Source organism: Carnobacterium sp. CP1, from assembly GCF_001483965.1.
In the GTDB taxonomy this organism is placed as follows: domain Bacteria; phylum Bacillota; class Bacilli; order Lactobacillales; family Carnobacteriaceae; genus Carnobacterium_A; species Carnobacterium_A antarcticum.
The window spans coordinates 330,597-350,597 of the sequence record NZ_CP010796.1 but is presented as its reverse complement, the minus strand read 5'-3'; the positions used below and the strand labels follow the sequence as shown (position 1 = coordinate 350,597).

The window sequence follows — 20,001 nt, the reverse complement described above, 5'->3', positions numbered from 1 at the left end:
TCATCTTTATTGTGTTAATTACCACGATTTTTTTCGAGATGGGAATCTGCCCAATTTATAAGTTGAACTCTTTCATTCGCAACTTCTCCTAGTAAAATAGCAGTTTCTATTTTATCTAAGGCTTCCCCTAACCATTTTCCCGGTTTAGCATCAAACTGCTGCAGTAAATCATGCCCAGAAACAACTATCTCATGTTTGCTTTTTATTGGTAATGATGCATTTAATTCTTCCAAATAAGCGGTATCGGATTCACGATTAAAGAAAGGCAGCATGTATTCAACTTCTAGAGCAATCTCATAACCGCTTTGATATAGAAATAAGCGGTTTAACGGTTCTTTGATACGCTGCTGCAAAGCAATGTAAGCGGTTTTTACTCTTTGCAGTTCTTTTTTAGAACACTTCCATTCTCGTAAGAATGTCTCAACTTCATCTTCTGATTTTTTTAGCATAAACAACAACATCGTCCAAGCAGCTAACCGTGTTGGAATTCGACCTTCTAACGCAGCAAATGATTCTAATTCGTTTTTATAAAGTGAAAGACCAGGGCAATAACGATACAACTCTGTTTGAATAAAAGCTTTCAAAGCTTTTTGCCGGCCTCTTCCCAAAAGAAGTTTCATAAATTCTACTTGAATGCGTTCAACTGCAATATTTTCAAGAAGAGCATGATGTTTATGAATAGCATTTTCCGTTTCGTTATCCATAATAAAGTCTAACTGACTGACAAAGCGGACACCGCGCATCATTCGCAAAGCATCTTCAAAAAAACGTTCTTCTGGTGAACCTACCGCTTTGATCAACCCTCTTTTCAAATCATTTACGCCATCGAAATAATCGATCACCTGGCCTTCTTGATCCATCGCTAACGCGTTTACTGTAAAATCTCGCCGTTTTAAATCTTCTTCCAACGAACGCACAAAAACAACTTGATCTGGTCTTCTAAAATCTTGATAAGTCGATTCTGTTCGAAAGGTGGTCACTTCATAAGAGTCGTCTTTGCTTAAAACCATCACGGTCCCATGTTCAATGCCCACATCGATCGTCTTCGGAAAAATTTTTTTGACCTCAGCAGGAAAAGCGCTAGTAGCAATATCAACATCGTTGATTTCTTTGTTTAATAGAGCATCTCTTACACAACCACCTACAAAGTAAGCTTCAAAACCTGCTGCTTGTATTTTTTCAATAATAGGCAAAGCAGTCGTAAATTTTTGGTTGAAAGCGATCATAACAAATTTTCCAATCCATAAACTAATTCTTTCAGGTCCATAACTTTTTCACAGCCCAGAGCTACACCAGTCATAAAAGAAGCACGATCATATGAATCATGACGGATTGTCAAACCTTCGCCTGTGCTGCCAAATTGAACTTGCTGGTGAGCTACTAAACCTGGCAAACGGACACTATGGATTTTCATTCCATGGTAATCCGCTCCACGTGCTCCAGGAATGCTTTCTTTTTCATCTGGATGTCCTTGTTGATGTTCGCCACGTTCTGCATAGATCATTTCAGCTGTCTTAATAGCTGTTCCGCTTGGTGCATCTAATTTATTATCATGGTGCATTTCAATTATTTCCACATCTGGGAAGTATTTGGCTGCCTTCGCTGAAAATTGCATCATCAATACAGCCCCGATAGCAAAGTTAGGGGCTATCAATCCTCCAAGGGCTTGTTTCTGAGATAAATTGACCAATTCATTTACTTCAGTTTCAGAAAATCCGGTTGTTCCTACTACAGGACGAATGCCTTGCTCTAAAGCAAAACGCGTATTTTCATAAGCTACCGATGGAATCGTGAAGTCGATCCAAACATCGGTTTTCACCGTTTTAACAACCGTTTCTTTATCATTAAAAATAGGGACATCTACTGTTGAAAATTCAGCTAATTCGTTTAAGTTCGTTTCTTTGGCATGCGGGTCTAACACGCCTACTAACTCAAACCCCTCGTGGTCTCTAACCATTTTTGTCGCTGTCATTCCCATCTTACCTTTAAATCCAGCTACGACTATCTTAATCATCTTGTCCATCTTTCCCTTCAAAACAGTTTTTATCCTGTTTATTAAATTTGTTCTTCATAAAAAGCAACTCATTAAAAGCTTTCTCATTAATACTACCAAAAAGTCGGCTGGTTGCAAGAGTTGTTGTTTAGTTTTACAAACCTTTTGTATTTTTTGATAATCTTATCAAAAAATACAGTAAAAATAAAAAGTTCCTTTGAATTTCAAATAAATTCAAAGGAACGATTGAAACCAAAATAGACTAACTAGAAGAGTTATTCATATATCATCACTGTTAGATTAATCAGCAGGACTAATGATTTGGCTTTTTTTGTTCTTTTATAAGTGCTTCTTCAATTTCTTTTAAGTCATTTGAAAGTTGAATAAATCCTTCGCGGTCGCCAGCTTCTAGCGCTTCATCCACTTGATTCATAATTTGTTGTTTTTGTTCGCTTAATGATAAAGCAGCTAATGCATGCTCAACTTCTTTTTTCAATTCTAAACTGACAAAGTCGTTCCATTTATGATAAGGATTATCTTCTAATACAGCTAGGTATTGCGGGGATTTCCAAGGATCTCTGAAGATGAGTTCAACGTAGATATCTTCATGCCAATTCAAGCGAACCTCATGAAAGGCTTGTTCAGGGTCATTAAACAATGTACCGTCTTTATAAAAGAAAAACGGTTCGTTATCCGTTCCCACCGAAGACATCATCATTCCTCGTGGCGTAGTATCTACAGACTCAACAAAATGAACTTTATTCAAAACAATATCGTGGTTTAACAAATAATTTAAAATCCACATTGACTCTCTTCGTTTTAACTGGTGACGATCTAAGAACCACCCAAGAAATACTTTTTTTGCTTCTAAAGGTACTTTGATGTTCATGTGAAGCGCCTCCTCATCTCCAAGCTTTCTCTCATTATACCCTAATCTACTAATAGTTTGTATTTATTTCCTCTAAAATTCCTAATATTTCCTCATCAGACGGTTCAATCAATAAGTAATCAGTTACAGCTTGCTTGATCGTCGTTCGGTTTCCAGCTTCTCTCAAGAAATAGATATAGGATTTTAAGAAGTCCTTATTTTGTCGAAACGCAGGATAAGCTTGTTCAAAAGCTTGTTCTGCTTTATCGTATTCTTCTAGTTTTTCATTAGCAACAGCTAAATTCCAATAAAATTGAGGGTCAGACTGTCCATTTTGCAATGCCTGATCAATCAAATTCACGGTTTCTTCAATCCGTTCTTGTTTTAAGAGCAAATTACTATAAGCTAATTGAAGACTTTCGTTTTCAGGCGCTAAAGCTATCGCTTCGAGGTAATAGTCTTCTGCTGTTTCTTCTTGTTCCAGCCTAAGTGCTACTTCTGCTCCAATCGCAAATAACTCATAATTGTATTGATCCATCCGAAGTCCTTCTTGAATGACCTCAGCTGCTTTCTCAAGTTGATTTTCTTCTTCCAAGCTTTGCGCTAAATTAGGATACACTGATGTATAACTTGGGTCTAAATCTTTTAATTTAAAAAACACTTCATTTGCGCGTTTAAACTCTTTCTGTTGCATATACGTTATGCCCAACTCAAACAAACCATTGACTGTCTCATTCTCCTCAACACTTTGCTCAAGGTACTCCACTGCTTGGTCTAAGTCTCCTAAGGCGCTATAAGCACTCCCACAACGATTTGCTAAGTTGACCCCAGTAAACTCATCGTAACCTTGGATCATCAGTTCTTCATATGCTCGAATAGCTTGAGCATATTTTCCCATCGAAAAATGCAACTCTGCTAAAGCAAATTGGATAACGGGCTCATCCGGCAAAATATCTTTTGCTTTCAATAACTTTTGTTCGCTGACTTCATAAAGGCCTTGTACTTGATACAAATCGGCTAAAACCAATAAAGCTTGCGGAAAGGTTTCGCTTTCTTCTGGTATATCTAGCAGCCAGTCCATGGCGCTATCAATTTCGTTAGCTTCGATAGCAATTTCTGCTAACCCAATTTTCAGTTCATCGTCTTCCGGATAAAGGGCTAATAATTGTTTGTATATCATTTGGGTTTCTTCCAAAAATCCTAGATGATATAAGTCATCGGCTAAATGATACAATTGTTCATCAGAATCGGTTGCTAAAGCTCGTTTAAAAAAATCATTTGCTTCATCTAACTGATTGTTTTGAAGAGCTTCCAGCATTTTTTGTCCATTATTCATTTAATTAATCTACCTTTCTCATTCGCATTCATTCACTTTCATTTTACCACATCTTTGTTTCAATTGTGAAGACAGCGCTTTATTATTAAAGTTTTCTTTAAAAACCATCCAAAAAATTTGATTTTTAGCAGACCTCTTTTAACTCTTTTTTATTTAACCGTATTTTTCTAATAACATTAATCCGTTCAACCCTACCCTTACCCCAATTTAAATTAGTTTTTCCAGCCTTTAAATTTTAATAAATTACCTGCTCAATGTAAGCTTGCTGAATAAAATTGCTAGTCAGTTATTTGCTGGTTTTAAAACGTACACCACAACTTTTTACCTCTGCTTAGCCATATCCTTGGAGAGTATTTATGTATACAAAAAAATACCCGGTTCACTTAAGAATAGAACCCGTTTAGACCGGAAGAATAGTTGATGCCATAAAATCATACGTGGATTTTTGAGAAGAATTATAGTAAGTCAACATTGAACAAGTAAGCGAATTCAATTATTTGAATAGTATATTGTTAATGTTAAGATAGTAATATACTAAGATTGATTAACAGATTGGTTTACGTCATTTGCTTTTAAACTTATTCCTAATTAGGAAAGGAGAAGGAGAAAAAATGAAAAAACTAAGCATTACCATCACTATGCTGTTGGGTTTATTTATTTTAACCAGTTGCGATACTAGCAATGAGAACGAAGAAACTTCTACACAATCCTCTGTTGCACAAAGCGATACAACGAATACCAGTAGTTCGGAAGGTTCAGCAGAAAGTTCTTCGAGCACATCGGAAAATGCAATCGTTTCTGAAAATGAGTCTTCTATACAATCTTCTGTTGCACAAAGCGATACAACAAGTACCAGTAGTTCGGAAGATCCAGCAGAAAGCTCTTCAAGTACATCAGAAAATGTAATCAATTCTGAAGAAGAGGCTTTTAATTTCATCAAAGAGGAAACTGGAATAGAAGCAGATAACACTGACATCGTCTATGGACTTTTAGACTCAGATGAAGATTCTTACACATTAAGACTAGTGAGTCAATCCTTACGAGAGCAAGGCGGTTCTGGAACTGTAGGTCTCTATAAAATTTATAAAGACGGTACTTATGAAGCAGAACCGAACTAAATTAATTTTTAGAGCGACTGTTTAAAACAATCACTTTCTGAAATACCTTTTTCTCAAATAAAAAATACACTCCTACTTCTAATGCCATTCGGACATTCTAGAGTTTGGAAGTGTATTTTTATTTGATTTTTTTGTTCTGGCTCTTTATTGATTAATAGACTAATTTTTTCTAGTTGCCCGATACTAAATTATCCGACACAGATAATCGTAAATTTAATTGTCTGATTGCTGGAATGAAGGCTTATAAACGTATGTAGAGATTATAAAAGAAAATTCGGTCCTCGCAATAGAGAGAACCATTAATTCTCGTATACAGTTAACAAAAAAAATATACCGTCTCGAATTCGAAACCTAGCTGCTTTGGCCATATACAAAGGACTGGTGAGCAAGTTAGACTAGATGGCAAGAATTACCCTTTCATATTTCAGGCTCTCTCATACCTCCTTATTATCCGAAAGAAACACACCGATAAAAGCCTTCATGGATTGCGTTGATCATAAAGATACTGAAATTACGAATCGTATCTATACTCACTACTCACGTCACAAATTTTATGATACCTACTATTATTGAACAACTTGAAGCTCGCGGATAATAAATTTCTGCTCGTATTTGCTATTCATTGAAATACTTAACCTCTAAAAACAACAAGAACCCTTGATTTCTCAAGGGTTCTAAGTCATGTATTATTTAACTGCATCTTTAAGCGCTTTGCCTGGTTTGAACGCAGGTACTTTACTTGCAGCGATTTGGATTTCTTCCCCTGTTTGAGGGTTACGACCTTTACGTGCAGCACGATCGCGAACTTCAAAGTTACCAAAACCGATGATTTGAACTTTTTCACCTTCACTTAAGGTTGTTTGAATAGATTCAAAAACTGCATCTACTGCTGCAGTTGCATCTTTTTTAGTTAAGCCTGTTGAAGAAGCAACGTTTTCGATTAATTCTGCTTTGTTAGCCATGTATATTTCACCTCCCTCGAAAAGAAGAATAGATGCTTTTTTTAAGAAGCAAATAAACATCATAATTTCATTTTTGAGTGGTCCAAAAATGAATCAATGCGAAATGCTACATTAGATTTTCTAAATGACATTTCATTTAAAAAGATATCATACAAATGCTGATACTGCAATGTATTTAACCAATTTCATTGCATTTTATCTGCTTTTTCTTTTTATCTTCATATTTATTTGAACCACTTTACTAAATGTGTTAAAATACTTTCTTTGCTTTTTCAAACTCATGATAAGAATGAATTATTTCCGGCGACGAGTAAGGATTCGAATAGGCGTTCCTTCAAATACGAAGGTATCACGGATTCGATTTTCAAGGAAACGAGCATATGAAAAGTGCATCATTTCCGGCTCATTCACAAACACAACAAAAGTAGGTGGTTTTATCGCCACTTGAGTTGCATAGTAAATTCTTAAGCGTTTGCCTTTATCCGTCGGTGTCGGGTTCATTGCTACCGCATCCATGATCACATCGTTTAAGACTGAAGATTGAATACGCAATCTTTGATTGGCACTAACGCGTTTGATAACTTCGGGCAGTTTATTCAAACGTTGTTTGGTCAATGCTGAAACGAATACGATTGGAGCATAACTCAAGTAAGCAAATTCTTTACGGATATCATTTTCAAAATCTTTCATAGTACTGTTATCTTTTTCAAGAGTATCCCATTTATTGACAACGATAATAACACCTTTACCGGCTTCGTGAGCATAACCCGCGACCTTCTTATCTTGTTCTCTAATGCCTTCTTCAGCGTTTAACACTACAAGGACGACATCAGAACGTTCAATTGCTCTCAAAGCTCTTAAAACACTGTATTTTTCTGTCGTTTCATAGACTTTACCGCGTTTCCTCATTCCAGCTGTATCGATCATCACGAATTCAGTTCCATCTTCATCCACAAATTCGGTATCAATAGCATCCCGAGTCGTTCCAGCAATATCAGAAACGATAACACGTTCTTCACCTAACATGGCATTTATAATGGAAGATTTTCCAACGTTAGGTCTTCCAATCAAACTAAATTTAATAACAGATTCATCATCTTCTTCTTCTGTTTCTTCCGGAAAATGGCTGATTGCTGCATCCAACAAATCGCCTATCCCTAATCCGTGACTTCCTGATAGAGGAAATGGTTCTCCTAAACCTAAAGTATAAAAATCAAAAATTTCGCTGCGCATTTCTGGATTGTCTACTTTATTAACAGCTAACAAAACAGGCTTATTGGTACGGTATAATATTTTTGCTACATTTTCATCTGCATCAGTTACACTTTCTCTGCCGCTTGTGATAAAAATAATGACATCTGCTTCTTCCATTGCAATTTCTGCTTGGTATTTAATTTGGTCAAGGAATGGTTCATCCCCTATGTCAATTCCACCGGTATCAATCACATTAAATTCTTTTCCTAACCATTCAGCTGGAGCGTAAATACGATCACGCGTTACACCTGAAATATCTTCGACGATTGAAATACGTTCTCCAACGATCCGGTTAAAAATAGTTGATTTGCCTACATTTGGACGACCAACGATGGCGATAACTGGTTTTGCCATTGCTTTAGCCTCCTTCTTTTTATTTCTTATTCTTTTAGTTAGTTTATAGAACAAAGCTTGAACTTGCAAGCTTTTGCTGAAAGAAACCGGTTAAAACAATAAAATCCAAGCTTTTTTTTAAGATGATTCTCATTTTAAGACAAAAAAAACGACATGCGGCTCAATTACACCACATGTCAGATTTTTTTACATTAACGTTAATTATTTTTCTTCTTTAGTATCTTCTACATCAGAAGTGATATCTGACAATTGATCGCCTAGAATATCTCCTAAAGTAAATCCAGTATCTGATTCCGGCATTTGGTAATCGGTTGTTTCTTCTTTTGCTTCTTGGAATGGTTTTTCTTCTAAGGCTTTAATGCTTAAAGATAAGCGTTGATCAGTAGGATTAACATCCAGAACTTTCACTTTAATTTCTTGCCCTTCGCTCAAGACCTCATGCGGTGTTGCAATGTGGTTATGCGAAATTTGAGAAATATGAACCAATCCTTCTACTCCAGGGAAAACTTCCACAAATGCACCAAAGCTCGTTAATCGTTTGACTGTACCGTCTAAGACTGAACCAACAGCTGCACGTTCTTCAATATTGTCCCATGGTCCTGGTAGTGTATCTTTGATAGACAACGAAATACGTCCTTCTTCTTCGTTAACAGAAAGAATTTTAACGTCGACTTCTTCTCCCACAGATAATACATCAGCAGGATTTTTAACATGTTCGTACGATAGTTGAGAAATATGAACCAAACCATCCACACCACCAAGATCAATGAAAGCCCCAAAGTTAGTTAAACGAGCAACTTTCCCTTTAACGGTCTCTCCTTCTGTCAGGTTTTTCATAACTTCTTTTTTCTTGATTTCATTTTCAGCTTGCAAAACAGCTTTATGAGAAAGTATCAATCGATTTTCACTTGGTTCGATTTCCATGATCTTAAAGGCTAATGTTTGTCCTTTGTAGCTTGAAAAATCATCAACAAAGTGAACATCTACCATTGATGCAGGCACAAACCCACGCACTCCTGCGTCTACGACTAAGCCGCCTTTAACAACTTCTTTAACCGGTGCTTCGATAATTGTTCCATTTTCATAATCTGTTTGGATTTTTTCCCATACTTTTTTCGCGTCAATACGGCGTTTTGATAGCAGGTAGCTGCCATTTTCTTTATCTTTGATTTCTTTGATAACAACTAAATCTACGACATCTCCGACGTTGACGATTTCGGTAACATCTTCAAAAGGAGCTGCTGATAACTCATTGTTTGGGATAACCCCTTCAACGCCGCCTCCGATGATTCCAACGATAGCTTGTTTATTATCTTGAATTTTTAATATTTCGCCTTGAACAGTATCCCCAATGTGGATTTCTTGTACGCTGTTTAACGCGTCCATCATTGACTCTTGTTCTGATACTTCGTGATTGTCTGTATGATCTGTCATGTTTTTGTCCTCCTAATTTAGCCAAATAACTATTCTTCATCTATTTTAACTAATTTTTTAAAATATTGCCACCAAAACACCTGATGGATTGTAATCTGCTGCTTCAGCTTAATTTATTGATCAATAAACTTCGTTGGTTTTCCCTTGCTTGGTATGATCAAAAAAATAAAAGCAATTAGCTAAGGCACAGCATAAGTCTACTATCATTATACCGCTTATCATTGCTTTTTCAAAGGAAAGTGCTTTCAAAATCAATGTAGCACATTCTCTTTTTAACCGTTTTTTTATTACTGGTAAGGCACCGGTCAAAAAGAGAAAGATACGTTAATAAAGGAATTATTTCATTACTGCGTTTTTTCTTGAATAACTTCTTTGATTTTTTGAACAACTTGAGGAATATCCAAACTGGTCGTATCAACTAAAACAGCGTCTTTTGCTTGCGTCAAAGGTGAAGCAGAACGATGAGAATCTTTGTAATCACGATCAGCAATTTCTTTTTTCAGCGTCTCTAACGATGTTTCGATTCCCTTTTGCTGGTTTTCTTTATGACGTCTTTCAGCTCGCTCTTCGACACTTGCAACTAAAAATATCTTCACTTCAGCATTAGGTAAAACAGCTGTGCCAATGTCACGGCCATCCATAACAACACCGCCTTGTCCAGCGATTTCTTTTTGTCTTTTTACTAACTCTTTTCTAACTTCACTGTGTGCAGCTACTGCAGAAACAAGGTTCGTTACATCTGGTTGTCTAATAGCTTCAGTTACTTCTTTTTGGTTTACAAATACCTTTTGTGTGTCATCAGAAGGTTCAAAAGAAATGTCGATTTCTTTTAATAGTTTCACCAAAGAAGGTTCATCAGTTGGATCTACCTTTTGTTGAAGCGCTTGGTAGGTCAATGCACGGTACATAGCTCCTGTGTCACAATAAACATAGCCTAAATCTTTTGCTACTATTTTAGCTACCGTGCTTTTTCCAGCTGAAGCTGGACCGTCTATCGCGATCATCATTTTTTTTTCCATTATCATAAGCCTTCTTTCTATTTTCAAACTAAAAGCCGTCCAAGGACGGCTTCTAGTACCTATTCTATTCTCATTAATTAACTTTTAACACAGTACCCACAGAGACTTCATCTCCCGAAATGCCGTTCAGTGCTTTTAGTTCTTCAGTTGTCATCCCATGATTTAACGCAATCCGGTAAAGGTTATCGCCAGCTTTAACAGTATATGTATTTCCAGTTTCTGCTGGTGTCTCTACTTCAGGTGTTTCCACTTCAGGCGTCTCTTCGATCGGCGCTTCTTCAATAATTTCTGGAGTAGATTGTTCTGGTTCTTCTTGCTCAATGACAGCTTCAGATTCAACCGGCGTTTCCGCTATACTGCTTTCTTCTGACGAAACAGATTCTGAACTTTCTTCGCTTGATGAACTAGATGATTTTTTCGCTTCAGAACTTGATTCCGTACTGCTGTTTTGCGTAATCGTTATTTTATCTTCAGCAGGTTTTAGTTCATCAGCACGACCGCTGTTGGTGTACCATAAATAAGTCGCTACTGGCAGAATTATCAGAAGCGCTAAAAAAATAAAAAGCGAAGTCAATATTGGAGAAATACCCCCTTTGGCTTTTTTGCGAGCTATCCTTGACTGTTCATCATTCGCTAAGCCATCTTCATCGTCAAATTTACGAGACCATATTTCGTCTTTTTGATTGTTTTTAGATTTTTTCCCCGCCATAAATATTCCTCCTAAAGATAATTCGCTTTTATTGTACCATATTTCGTTTCATCTTGTCCTATTAATTCTCTAATAAAAACAGTTCATTCAAGGTCTTTTTCCAATTTAAAAATGTGGTTGCCTTATTTCTAAGGAACTCATCTTGATCAGCCGAATAGACACTTTCATCTAAACCACAATTAGAACAGCAGTTTAAAGGCTTTTCTATCCTGGTCTCATCGAAATAATAGAGTATATGAGTTCTTTTGCATGAAGTTGTTTCAGCATATTGAACCATATAGTCAAGTTGCCTTTTCTTTTGCAGCTCGCGGCTCATTATTTGGGCCTTAGCTTCTTCAAGAGGAGTCTTAGAAGAAAGATAGTTTTCAATAATTTCTTGTTGAATCGTACTGCAACTGCCATCAAAAACAGTTCCATTGCGATAAGCATAGTTTAACATAGCTGGCGTTGGTAAACCATCTTCATGTAAGCGCATTTGTAAAAATTGATCGCCTGGTTCATAAAGTAGGATGGCGATACTTGGCCTCCCGTCACGTCCACACCTGCCTACCTCTTGAAGATAAGCTTCCATGCTAGCCGGCAAATGATAGTGGATAACAAAACGAATATTTTCTTTATTGATTCCCATACCAAAAGCACTCGTCGCACAAATAATGTCAATATCATTTTGAATAAACTGTTGCTGAATTTTAATTTTATCATCCCCTTCGATATCAGAATGATAACTTTCTACTGCAAACGGCGTTTCCACTTTAAGCCAAGCCGTAACTTCATCGGCTTTTTTTTTGCTTGAAAAATAAATGATTCCTGGTTTTTTTAGCTGTTCAATTTTTTCCAGCAGTTTCTTTTCTTTATTGCGACGACACGCAACAACAGAAAAAGCAATATTAGGACGATCAACAGAGTACACTATTTGTTTGGTTTTATCTTTATCCAGCAACAGCGAATCGAGTATTTCTTGCCGGACGGTTTCTGTTGCTGTTGCTGTTAACGCCATTGTCAGCGGATAGTTCAATGTTTTTCGAATCGTTCCCAGTTCTAAATAATCTAAACGGAAATCCATCCCCCACTGTGAAATACAATGGGCTTCATCGATCGCCATCAACCCAATTTCCAACTGTTTAAACCGCTCCAATAACAAAGGCTGCTGCAGCATTTCCGGCGAAAGAAAAATGAATTTATACTGATTTAAATGATTTAAAACCCACTCTTTCTCTTTTATATCCATTAAACTATTGATAGCCGCAACTCTTTTTTCACCAAACATTTTTAATTGTTCTACTTGGTCTTGCATTAAAGATAAGAGCGGAGAAACAATCAGCACGATTCCTTTTAAGCAATAACCGGTTAGTTGGTAACAAATGGATTTGCCTGTTCCTGTCGGCAGCATCACAAGTGTGTCTTCTCCTGATAAAGCGGCTAATATGGCTTCTTCTTGGCCTTCACGAAAGGAAGTATATCCAAAATGACTCCCAAGCAATTCTTTGATTTTTTCTTGATTAGTCAATACGATGCCTCCTTTCAATCTGTGCTAAACGATACCAAAGAAAGAGAATATCTGGTCTTTTTTCCGTCAGTTCTTGATAGGTGAGATTCGGTTTTTCGCTTAACATCTGATTAAGTTCTTCTCTTATTTCTATCGGCAAAATAAGCGACAAATCAAACGATGGATCAACAATGCTTATTTCGATTACATGTTCTGAAATCGTACTGAATTTCAACCGGCGCAAATCAGCAATTTCCTCAATAGAATGGCCGTTCAATAAATACTTTTGCGTTATAGCTGCACTTTGGGTAATGCCGCTATAGTCTCTTGCCGTTTCAGAATAAATTGAAAAAAATAAAGGAACCATTTGTGGCTGTCGTTCAATCCATTCGATCAATTCAGCTAAACAATCTGTCAATATTATTTCAGCTTCAAGAGGTTCGATACCATAATGTTCAGCTAATTGTCTTCGTGTTTTTCCAATCTTTCCATGGCCGGTTAGATAAGCAACGATGATCTCAGCATTAGTTTCTGTCAGCTCATTTAATAAAAATAACCATTCTTTGCCAAATTGCTGGGCTAAAGTTTGCTTATCTTGATGATGTTGATTTAACCAATTTTTTAACCAGATTTGATTTTTCCATTCTTTTTCCAATGGCAAATAGCGTTTATTGCCATGGCGAACCTCTGATAAAACTTGGGTAACAAATAAACATTTACGCCAAAAATAGGCGTTAACAGCTCCATTTTTCAATTGATTTAAATGAACTGGATAAGTATGCTTCATAAAGTACTGTTGATAGCCTTTAGCTCCAATTTCTGTTAATTGATACCCTTCTCCTTCGGAATCTGCTGTAATCAATTCTAAACGTTCCATTTTGTTTATTAGGCGTTCAAATTGTTGTCGTTTTATTTTTGGAAACAAAGAAAAATAAGCTGTTAAACGGTATTGTTGAGCATTATACAATATCGAAGCTGTTCTTTTTCCTGTAAGTATATGGTAAATGGTAGAGGATTTTTTCGAAACATCATTTGAAAACAACGACAAACAAAAGTTTTCAAAATAAGTCAATTTCACCAAAGTAGTCTCCTCCTCTTTCTTTGTTTCATTTGATTATTGTTACTGCTTATTTTTAATGCTTCTTCTTATTCTAATATACCAAATATTTAGAAAATATAATGGGAAATACATAAATTACTTTATTTTTTATTGCATTAAACAAAAATGGGCTCGTTACGATCACGAGTCCCATTTCTTTATTTAATATACAATTTAATTTCTATTTTCCATAACTGAAATTAGAGAGCTTATTGCGAACGATCCAGGGTTTCATTTTAGCGAAAAGAATAACGAAAACACTGCTGACGATTATTCCTTTCGCCAGGTTGAAGGGTACTACACCGTAAAAAACGTATTGTTGTATCGGACCAACGCTGAAGTTTAAAACGGCAAAATAAAGCGGGATCAGCACATAAGCATTCAAGAACGATAGGATCGTCGTTAAAGAGAGGGTTCCAATCACATTAGCAAAAACGATGGTTTGCGTGTTTTCTACTTTATTGCGCATAATATAATAAATCGGCAAACAATAAGCTAACGAGGCAATCAAGCTAGCCGCATCACCAATAGGATACCCTGCATCTCCGCCAGTTTGAATATAATGAAGAACCGTCCGGATCACAGCTACCATTATTCCCCCTACAGGACCATATAAAAACATACCTAACAATACAGGAATATCACTGAAATCTATTTTCAAAAAAGAAACTCCAGGGATAATGGGAAAAGCGAAAAACATTAGGACGAAGGCGACCGCTGCAAGCATCGAAACTCCTACTAGTCTTTTTGTGTTACTATTTTGCATAAAAATCCTCCTAAAAGGATTCATCAGCTTGAGCATTTTGAGCTTACCGAAGAATACTAGTCAAAAAAATATGCCCGTCTAATTTTTCTTCAGAAAAATCAAACAGAGCATAAGAACATTAGTACATTCAAATAAGCCCCATCTTCTTTATCCAGACTTTACTGTCGGTACTGGAATTAAACCAGTTCAACCAGATAATGCTACCTAGCTCGTGGACTATACCACCGGTCGGGAATTACACCCTGCCCCTGAAGACGAATCTATTATTTTTTTAGTACATCATCTGTACTCCTAAAGTATACTAAACTTAAGAGTATTTTGCAAGAGTTTTACTTACTTTTTATACGTTTGTTTCGTTAGGATCAATATAAGGAAAACGCATGGCGAAAACTGTCTCTTCATTTGGAACACTTTTAACCTCAATAGTGCCGCCATGTTCTTCAATAATATTTTTTACGATTGATAATCCAATCCCAGTACCCGTCTGATTGGTTTTATAAACCGTTCTAGATTTATCCGCCTTATAAAAGCGATCAAAAATATAGGGAATATCTTCTTCCATTATGCCAATGCCGTTGTCTATCACTTCCATAACAACTTCATCAAAAACTTTATCTAAATGAACCCATAATTTGACTTCTCTATTTTCTCGTTCCGCCATAGCAGTATGCCGTATAGCATTGTTGATCAAATTGACAAATACTTGGTTCATCTTGTCTTCATCCATCTCGTATGTTTGCACTCCTGGATCGATTTTAAGGGTTAACCTTACATGACTGCTTCCAGCTATACGATTAAAACGCGCCATCAACTTTCTGAAAAACGGTTCTAAAATGACATCTTCACGAATCAAATCAATATGACCTGCTTCCATTCTAGATAAATCCAGCATTTCGTTGACCATTCGATTCATCCGTTTCGATTCTTCGCCGATGATACTCGCCATCTCATGTTTTTCTGCTTCTGTTTCAGCTATATCGTCTAAAATGGCCTCACTGTAACCTTGTATCATTACTAAAGGTGTTCGTAATTCATGAGAAACGTTATTGATAAAATCGACGCGCATTTTATCCAAACGCCGTTCTTTTGTTAAATCTTGCAACGATACTAGAACTCCCCGGACGTTTTCTAACCCTTCATCAAATAAAGGAACTAATGTGATTTCGAAATAAATGTCATTAAAGGTAGCATCGTAATAAACTTTTTCAGATTTTTCAATCACTTCATCTATTTGATCTGCTATCACTTCCGGCACAGCCGTTTCTTCTATCCCTTCCAACTTATACCAATTATGCAAAAACTCTTCGCCAATCGGATTAGACATCAGCAAAGTTTTATCTTGATTGTAGTATAAAATACCGGTTGAGATCGAAGTAACAATGTTTTCTAACAATTCTTTTTCTTGTCGAGTTGCCGTTCCAGTGGTTTCCAATGATTTCCGCATTTTATTCATGGCTAAAGCAAGTTGTGAGATTTCATCTTTATAATGTATTGGAGCTTGTTGTGAAAAATCATTTTTTGCATATTCAAAAGCAATGTCTCTTAATTCGTTCAAAGGCTTCCCTAAACGATTTTGCAAATAATAAAAAAGACCAATTGCTAACAATCCATAAAGAGCAAAATTAATCAGAGACCAGATATTCATTTTTTGTTGTGTTGCGTTTAAAAAAGACAAATCTCCAAACGAATACAATGTTCCCTTTTGTCCATTGAACTCGAAAGTTTTCATGCGGAAAATAAATACAGACTCTGCGTTTTTTTTATTTTCATGTTCGCTTATGATCTCAGTATCTTTTCCAGCTTTCATCGCTTTTTTTACTTTTTCATCAGCGAGTAAAATCTCTTTAGAAGAAGGCGTCAATTGTTCAGACACATTGTAAGAGGTACTGACAGGTTGACCATCTAAATAAATCGACATAAACACATGGGTATCGTGCGCTTTCAACTTATCCAAGTGATCGATTAAAAACTGAGGATCTTCTTCTAAATATGTTTCTGTCGTTTTTATTGAGGCTCTATAATCGGATAGATAATTGTTTTCAACATTTTTTTGATAGATGCTGCCGTATATCTGATTGGTCGTAATAAAGCAAAACCCTACGATAAGCATAGTGACTGCCCATACACGAAAGGTGATGTTGTTTAATTTAATCATCACTTAACCTACTTCTTTTCTTCAGGATAGGAATTAAATTTGTACCCTAATCCCCAAACAGTCACAATCATTTTTGCAGCCGCCTCAGATTGCTTGGTCAATTTTTCCCGTAATCGTTTAATATGGGTATCTACTGTTCTCAGATCTCCAAAAAATTCATATTTCCATACTTCGCGTAAGAGTTGTTCTCTACCGAAAATTTGATTTGGCGATTGGATCAAATACAATAATAAGTCATATTCTTTTGGCGTTAAATTAACCGGTTTTCCATCCGCTAAAACACGGTGTGACTGATTATCGATTTCAATATTAGGCATCACGATCAAATCGGGATTTTCTTTTTCTTCTTCTTTTTTAGTATGGGTTCTTTTCAAAACTGCCGACACTCGTAAGACAACTTCGCGTGGACTGAAAGGTTTTACAATATAATCATCTGCTCCTACTTCAAATCCTTGAATCCGGTTGATTTCTTCCCCTTTGGCCGTTAACATCATAATAGGTGTATTTTTGTGCTCGCGTAATTTTTCAGCAACTTCAATACCATCCATTTTAGGCAACATAAGATCCAATAAAATTAAATCATAATCGTTTTCTAATGCAAGGTTTAATGCATCTTCTCCATTATCTGTTTCAGTAATGATATAGTTTTCACGTTCCAAATACATCTTTAATAAACGACGTATGCGGTCTTCATCATCTACAACTAGTAGATTTAATGCTTCATTTCCCACTGATGTTACACCTCCACTTTAAACATACTGATTAATCTGTACTAGTCAAGTATACACAACTTTCTTTTTGGCATACAGCTAAACGCACTCTTACTATGTATGCTTACTTTTAAAATAGGAATAATCTGATTGATTATCCCTATTTTAAAGCAGCTTATTTTTCAGAAGAATTTTTATTTTGATTGGCTAAGTTTCGCAATTGGTTGACCTCAAAAGACTTCAGTTCGCGCCATTCTCCTGGACGCAAACCATCTAGATTCAACGTACCGTATGTTTCCCTCTTAAGTTTCTGAACAGGGTGTCCTACGGCTTTAAACATGTTTTTAACTTGACGATTCCGTCCCTCATGAATAGTCAATTCAACCATAGTCACATTTTTTGCTTTATCTGCTGATATGATTTTTGCTTTAGCAGGAGCTGTTCGTTTGCCTTCAACGACAATTCCTTTTTCTAACTTAGTTAGCGTGTGTTTCTCTACCATGCCTTCAACTTTGGCTACGTAGGTTTTATCAATATTAAATTTTGGATGCATCAACATTTGTGACAGTTCGCCATCGTTTGTCAAAATCAGTGCACCTGTTGTGTCATAATCTAAACGTCCCACTGGATAGATCCGTTGTTCGATATGAGGGAATAAATCCGTCACTACACGGCGGTCTTTATCATCGGATACAGCTGAAATGGTATTTCTAGGTTTATTTAATAAAAAATAAATAGGTTCTTCACGATCAATTGGAACTCCGTCCACTTCTACTCGGTCAGAATTACCTACTTGTACCCCTAGTTCTTTGACGACTTCTCCATTTACTTTTACACGGCCTTTAACGATCAACTCTTCTGATTTCCGTCTAGAAGCTATTCCTGCATGAGCCATTACTTTTTGCAATCTTTCCATTTTAACTACCCCTTAATGGTCATTTTTTTGTTCGCTTGGTATGTCTATAAATTGTTGATTGAACTGTTCAAAAAACAAATCGGATTCATTTTCGGCAGGTTCTTGTTCCAAGTCCGATATTTTCGGTAACTCTGAGAGTTTTTTCAAACCAAAATAATCTAGAAAATAACGCGATGTGCCATACAAAATAGCTCGTCCCGGCCCTTCGACCCGGCCTTTTTCTTCAATTAACCCTCTCAACGTCAATTTTTGTAGCGCTCCGCTTGTTTGCACTCCCCGGATCTCATCGATTTCCATCCGTGTCAACGGCTGCTTATAAGCGATAATCGCCAATGTTTCTAACGCCGCTTGAGACAAGTTGGTGGACAAAGGTGAAATCGCATAGCTCTTAATAACTTCAGCATACTCTTTTTTTGTTGCCAATTGGTATTGCTCGCCAACTTCTAACAACATTAATCCTCGTTCCGCTGAAGAATCGTACTCTTTTTGTAATTGCATCAAAAGTCGGTAAGCGTGCTGTGTTGAGCAAGATAAAATAGAAGCGATTTCTTCTAACGATAATCCTTCATCACCTGCTACAAAGAGTAATGCTTCAACCGCCGCTGCTTTATTCATGCACTCACGCTCCTATTTCTTCAGTTTTTGTACGGTATACGAAAATATCTCCGTATCTCTCTTCTTGCTGAATCCAAATATTTTTTTCCTTAATCAATTCTAAAAGTGCTAGAAAAGTCGTTACTAATTCTTTTTTTGTCGGTGCGTCAAAAAAATCAGCAAACAATACGCCTTCCGTTTTCAAGCCAGAAGGCAGTTTAGCTAAAATAAACTCCATTTTCTCGCCAATCGTCGTTTCTTCAGACATTACTTTGGTTTGAAGCGGTACTTTTTTTAATTGTTTAGTCACCATCATTTGAAAAGCAGCGACTAAATCTAATGTGCTGACTTGCATAGGCTCCATTGGGACATCCGTTTGCAAATATTCAAGATTAACGGGTGCCTTTGTATAATATTGATTCCGTTCTTCTTCTTTTGATTTTAAAACGTCCGCCACTTTTTTGTACTTCTGATACTCTAATAGTTGTTCCACTAATGCTTCTCGTGGATCTTCCCCAGCCTCATAAAGGTCAAGTTCTTCGTCTAAGAGCAATTCTTGTTTAGGCAGAAGCAGTTTGCTTTTGATAGCCATTAGCGTCGCAGCCATGACCAAATAATCCCCAGCAACATCTAATTCAAATACTTTCATGGATTGAATATAAATCAAATACTGCGAAGTCACTTCCGCAATAGGAATATCGTAAATATCAATTTCCAGATGTTGAATCAAATGCAATAATAAATCAAGTGGGCCTTCAAAAGCATCAATTTTCACATTTATTTCAGACATCGCTCAATCTTCTTTCTCTTCTTTTTCTTCAAGACCTTCTTCATTGTTGTCCTGCTTCTTAGCTTTTTCTTGTTCCCATTTTACAACTAAGGGAGCTGTTTCCAGCGTTCCAATGACCTTTTTTTGTGAAAATTGGTTATCCAAATCCTCGAAAATCTTATAACTGATGCCTTCATTTCGAAAAGAAGGATTGATAGCAATATGACGAAGCAAAATCAAGTCTTCTCCTATTTCGACGCCTACCACAGCAATCAAATCTCTTGTTTCTTCTCCTCGCCACAAATAAAGTTTACGGTTTTCTTCTTGTTGGTACCACTCCATTTCAGATTGTAATCTAGTAACTTCTTTCAAATCTGGCACAAATGAGAGCAATCCCATGGTAATCTTTTCATAATCATTCTTATAGTCGAGTAACATTGTCATCCTCCTAGAGATTTC

19 protein-coding genes and 1 riboswitch are annotated in these 20,001 nt (G+C 36.5%); of the genes, 1 reads left to right on the top strand and 18 read right to left on the bottom strand.

Annotation, left to right across the window (positions count from 1 at the left end; genetic code table 11):
- Positions 1-14: 14 nt before the first annotated feature.
- The 4 genes from NY10_RS01815 to NY10_RS01800 form a co-directional block, all read right to left on the bottom strand.
- Positions 15-1,226 (bottom strand): CCA tRNA nucleotidyltransferase, encoded by a 1,212-nt coding sequence (locus tag NY10_RS01815; RefSeq protein WP_058918386.1) that lies wholly within the window; start codon positions 1,224-1,226, stop codon positions 15-17.
- Complete coding sequence (gene dapB / locus NY10_RS01810; protein ID WP_058920198.1) at positions 1,223-2,014, bottom strand: 4-hydroxy-tetrahydrodipicolinate reductase; 792 nt, start codon at positions 2,012-2,014, stop codon at positions 1,223-1,225. Before dapB ends, NY10_RS01815 begins: the two co-directional genes overlap by 4 nt.
- Before the next feature lie 292 nt (positions 2,015-2,306).
- Positions 2,307-2,882 (bottom strand): ReoY family proteolytic degradation factor, encoded by a 576-nt coding sequence (locus NY10_RS01805; protein ID WP_058918385.1) that lies wholly within the window; start codon positions 2,880-2,882, stop codon positions 2,307-2,309.
- 49 nt (positions 2,883-2,931) lie between these two features.
- Entirely contained in the window at positions 2,932-4,197 is a 1,266-nt protein-coding gene (locus tag NY10_RS01800) for a tetratricopeptide repeat protein (protein WP_058918384.1), read from the bottom strand.
- Positions 4,198-4,808: 611 nt separating this feature from the next.
- Between NY10_RS01800 and NY10_RS01795 the strand changes: the two genes are divergently transcribed.
- Positions 4,809-5,315: a hypothetical protein gene (locus NY10_RS01795; RefSeq protein WP_058918383.1), complete on the top strand. Its 507-nt coding sequence runs from the start codon at positions 4,809-4,811 to the stop codon at positions 5,313-5,315.
- A gap of 686 nt (positions 5,316-6,001) precedes the next feature.
- Here NY10_RS01795 and hbs read toward each other — a convergent pair.
- The 14 genes from hbs to NY10_RS01725 form a co-directional block, all read right to left on the bottom strand.
- Entirely contained in the window at positions 6,002-6,277 is a 276-nt protein-coding gene (hbs, locus tag NY10_RS01790; protein ID WP_058918382.1) for a non-specific DNA-binding protein Hbs, read from the bottom strand.
- Between the two features lie 294 nt (positions 6,278-6,571).
- Positions 6,572-7,885, bottom strand: coding sequence for a ribosome biogenesis GTPase Der (der, locus tag NY10_RS01785; RefSeq protein WP_058918381.1), 1,314 nt, complete (start codon positions 7,883-7,885; stop codon positions 6,572-6,574).
- 201 nt (positions 7,886-8,086) lie between these two features.
- Complete coding sequence (rpsA, locus tag NY10_RS01780) at positions 8,087-9,319, bottom strand: 30S ribosomal protein S1 (RefSeq protein ID WP_058918380.1); 1,233 nt, start codon at positions 9,317-9,319, stop codon at positions 8,087-8,089.
- Positions 9,320-9,663: 344 nt separating this feature from the next.
- Entirely contained in the window at positions 9,664-10,338 is a 675-nt protein-coding gene (cmk, locus tag NY10_RS01775) for a (d)CMP kinase (protein ID WP_058918379.1), read from the bottom strand.
- A gap of 73 nt (positions 10,339-10,411) precedes the next feature.
- Positions 10,412-11,047: a LysM peptidoglycan-binding domain-containing protein gene (locus NY10_RS01770; protein ID WP_058918378.1), complete on the bottom strand. Its 636-nt coding sequence runs from the start codon at positions 11,045-11,047 to the stop codon at positions 10,412-10,414.
- Between the two features lie 61 nt (positions 11,048-11,108).
- A complete protein-coding gene (locus NY10_RS01765; RefSeq protein WP_082664151.1) occupies positions 11,109-12,554 on the bottom strand; it encodes a RecQ family ATP-dependent DNA helicase in 1,446 nt (481 codons plus the stop codon).
- Complete coding sequence (locus NY10_RS01760) at positions 12,547-13,611, bottom strand: YpbB family protein (RefSeq protein ID WP_231726779.1); 1,065 nt, start codon at positions 13,609-13,611, stop codon at positions 12,547-12,549. Before NY10_RS01760 ends, NY10_RS01765 begins: the two co-directional genes overlap by 8 nt.
- A gap of 202 nt (positions 13,612-13,813) precedes the next feature.
- Positions 13,814-14,398 (bottom strand): ECF transporter S component, encoded by a 585-nt coding sequence (locus NY10_RS01755; RefSeq protein WP_058918375.1) that lies wholly within the window; start codon positions 14,396-14,398, stop codon positions 13,814-13,816.
- 136 nt (positions 14,399-14,534) lie between these two features.
- Positions 14,535-14,658, bottom strand: a riboswitch (FMN riboswitch).
- Positions 14,659-14,738: 80 nt separating this feature from the next.
- Complete coding sequence (locus NY10_RS01750; protein ID WP_058918374.1) at positions 14,739-16,553, bottom strand: sensor histidine kinase; 1,815 nt, start codon at positions 16,551-16,553, stop codon at positions 14,739-14,741.
- Positions 16,554-16,561: 8 nt separating this feature from the next.
- A complete protein-coding gene (locus NY10_RS01745; protein WP_058918373.1) occupies positions 16,562-17,284 on the bottom strand; it encodes a response regulator transcription factor in 723 nt (240 codons plus the stop codon).
- 154 nt (positions 17,285-17,438) lie between these two features.
- Positions 17,439-18,179, bottom strand: a complete 741-nt coding sequence (locus NY10_RS01740; RefSeq protein ID WP_058918372.1) for a pseudouridine synthase — start codon at positions 18,177-18,179, stop codon at positions 17,439-17,441.
- Between the two features lie 12 nt (positions 18,180-18,191).
- Positions 18,192-18,794, bottom strand: coding sequence for an SMC-Scp complex subunit ScpB (gene scpB / locus NY10_RS01735; RefSeq protein ID WP_058918371.1), 603 nt, complete (start codon positions 18,792-18,794; stop codon positions 18,192-18,194).
- Positions 18,795-18,798: 4 nt separating this feature from the next.
- Positions 18,799-19,563 carry a segregation/condensation protein A gene (locus tag NY10_RS01730; protein ID WP_058918370.1) on the bottom strand — a complete coding sequence of 255 codons (765 nt, stop codon included), beginning with the start codon at positions 19,561-19,563 and terminating at the stop codon, positions 18,799-18,801.
- A 3-nt stretch (positions 19,564-19,566) separates the two neighbouring features.
- Positions 19,567-19,980 (bottom strand): N-acetyltransferase, encoded by a 414-nt coding sequence (locus tag NY10_RS01725; protein WP_058918369.1) that lies wholly within the window; start codon positions 19,978-19,980, stop codon positions 19,567-19,569.
- Positions 19,981-20,001: the final 21 nt, after the last annotated feature.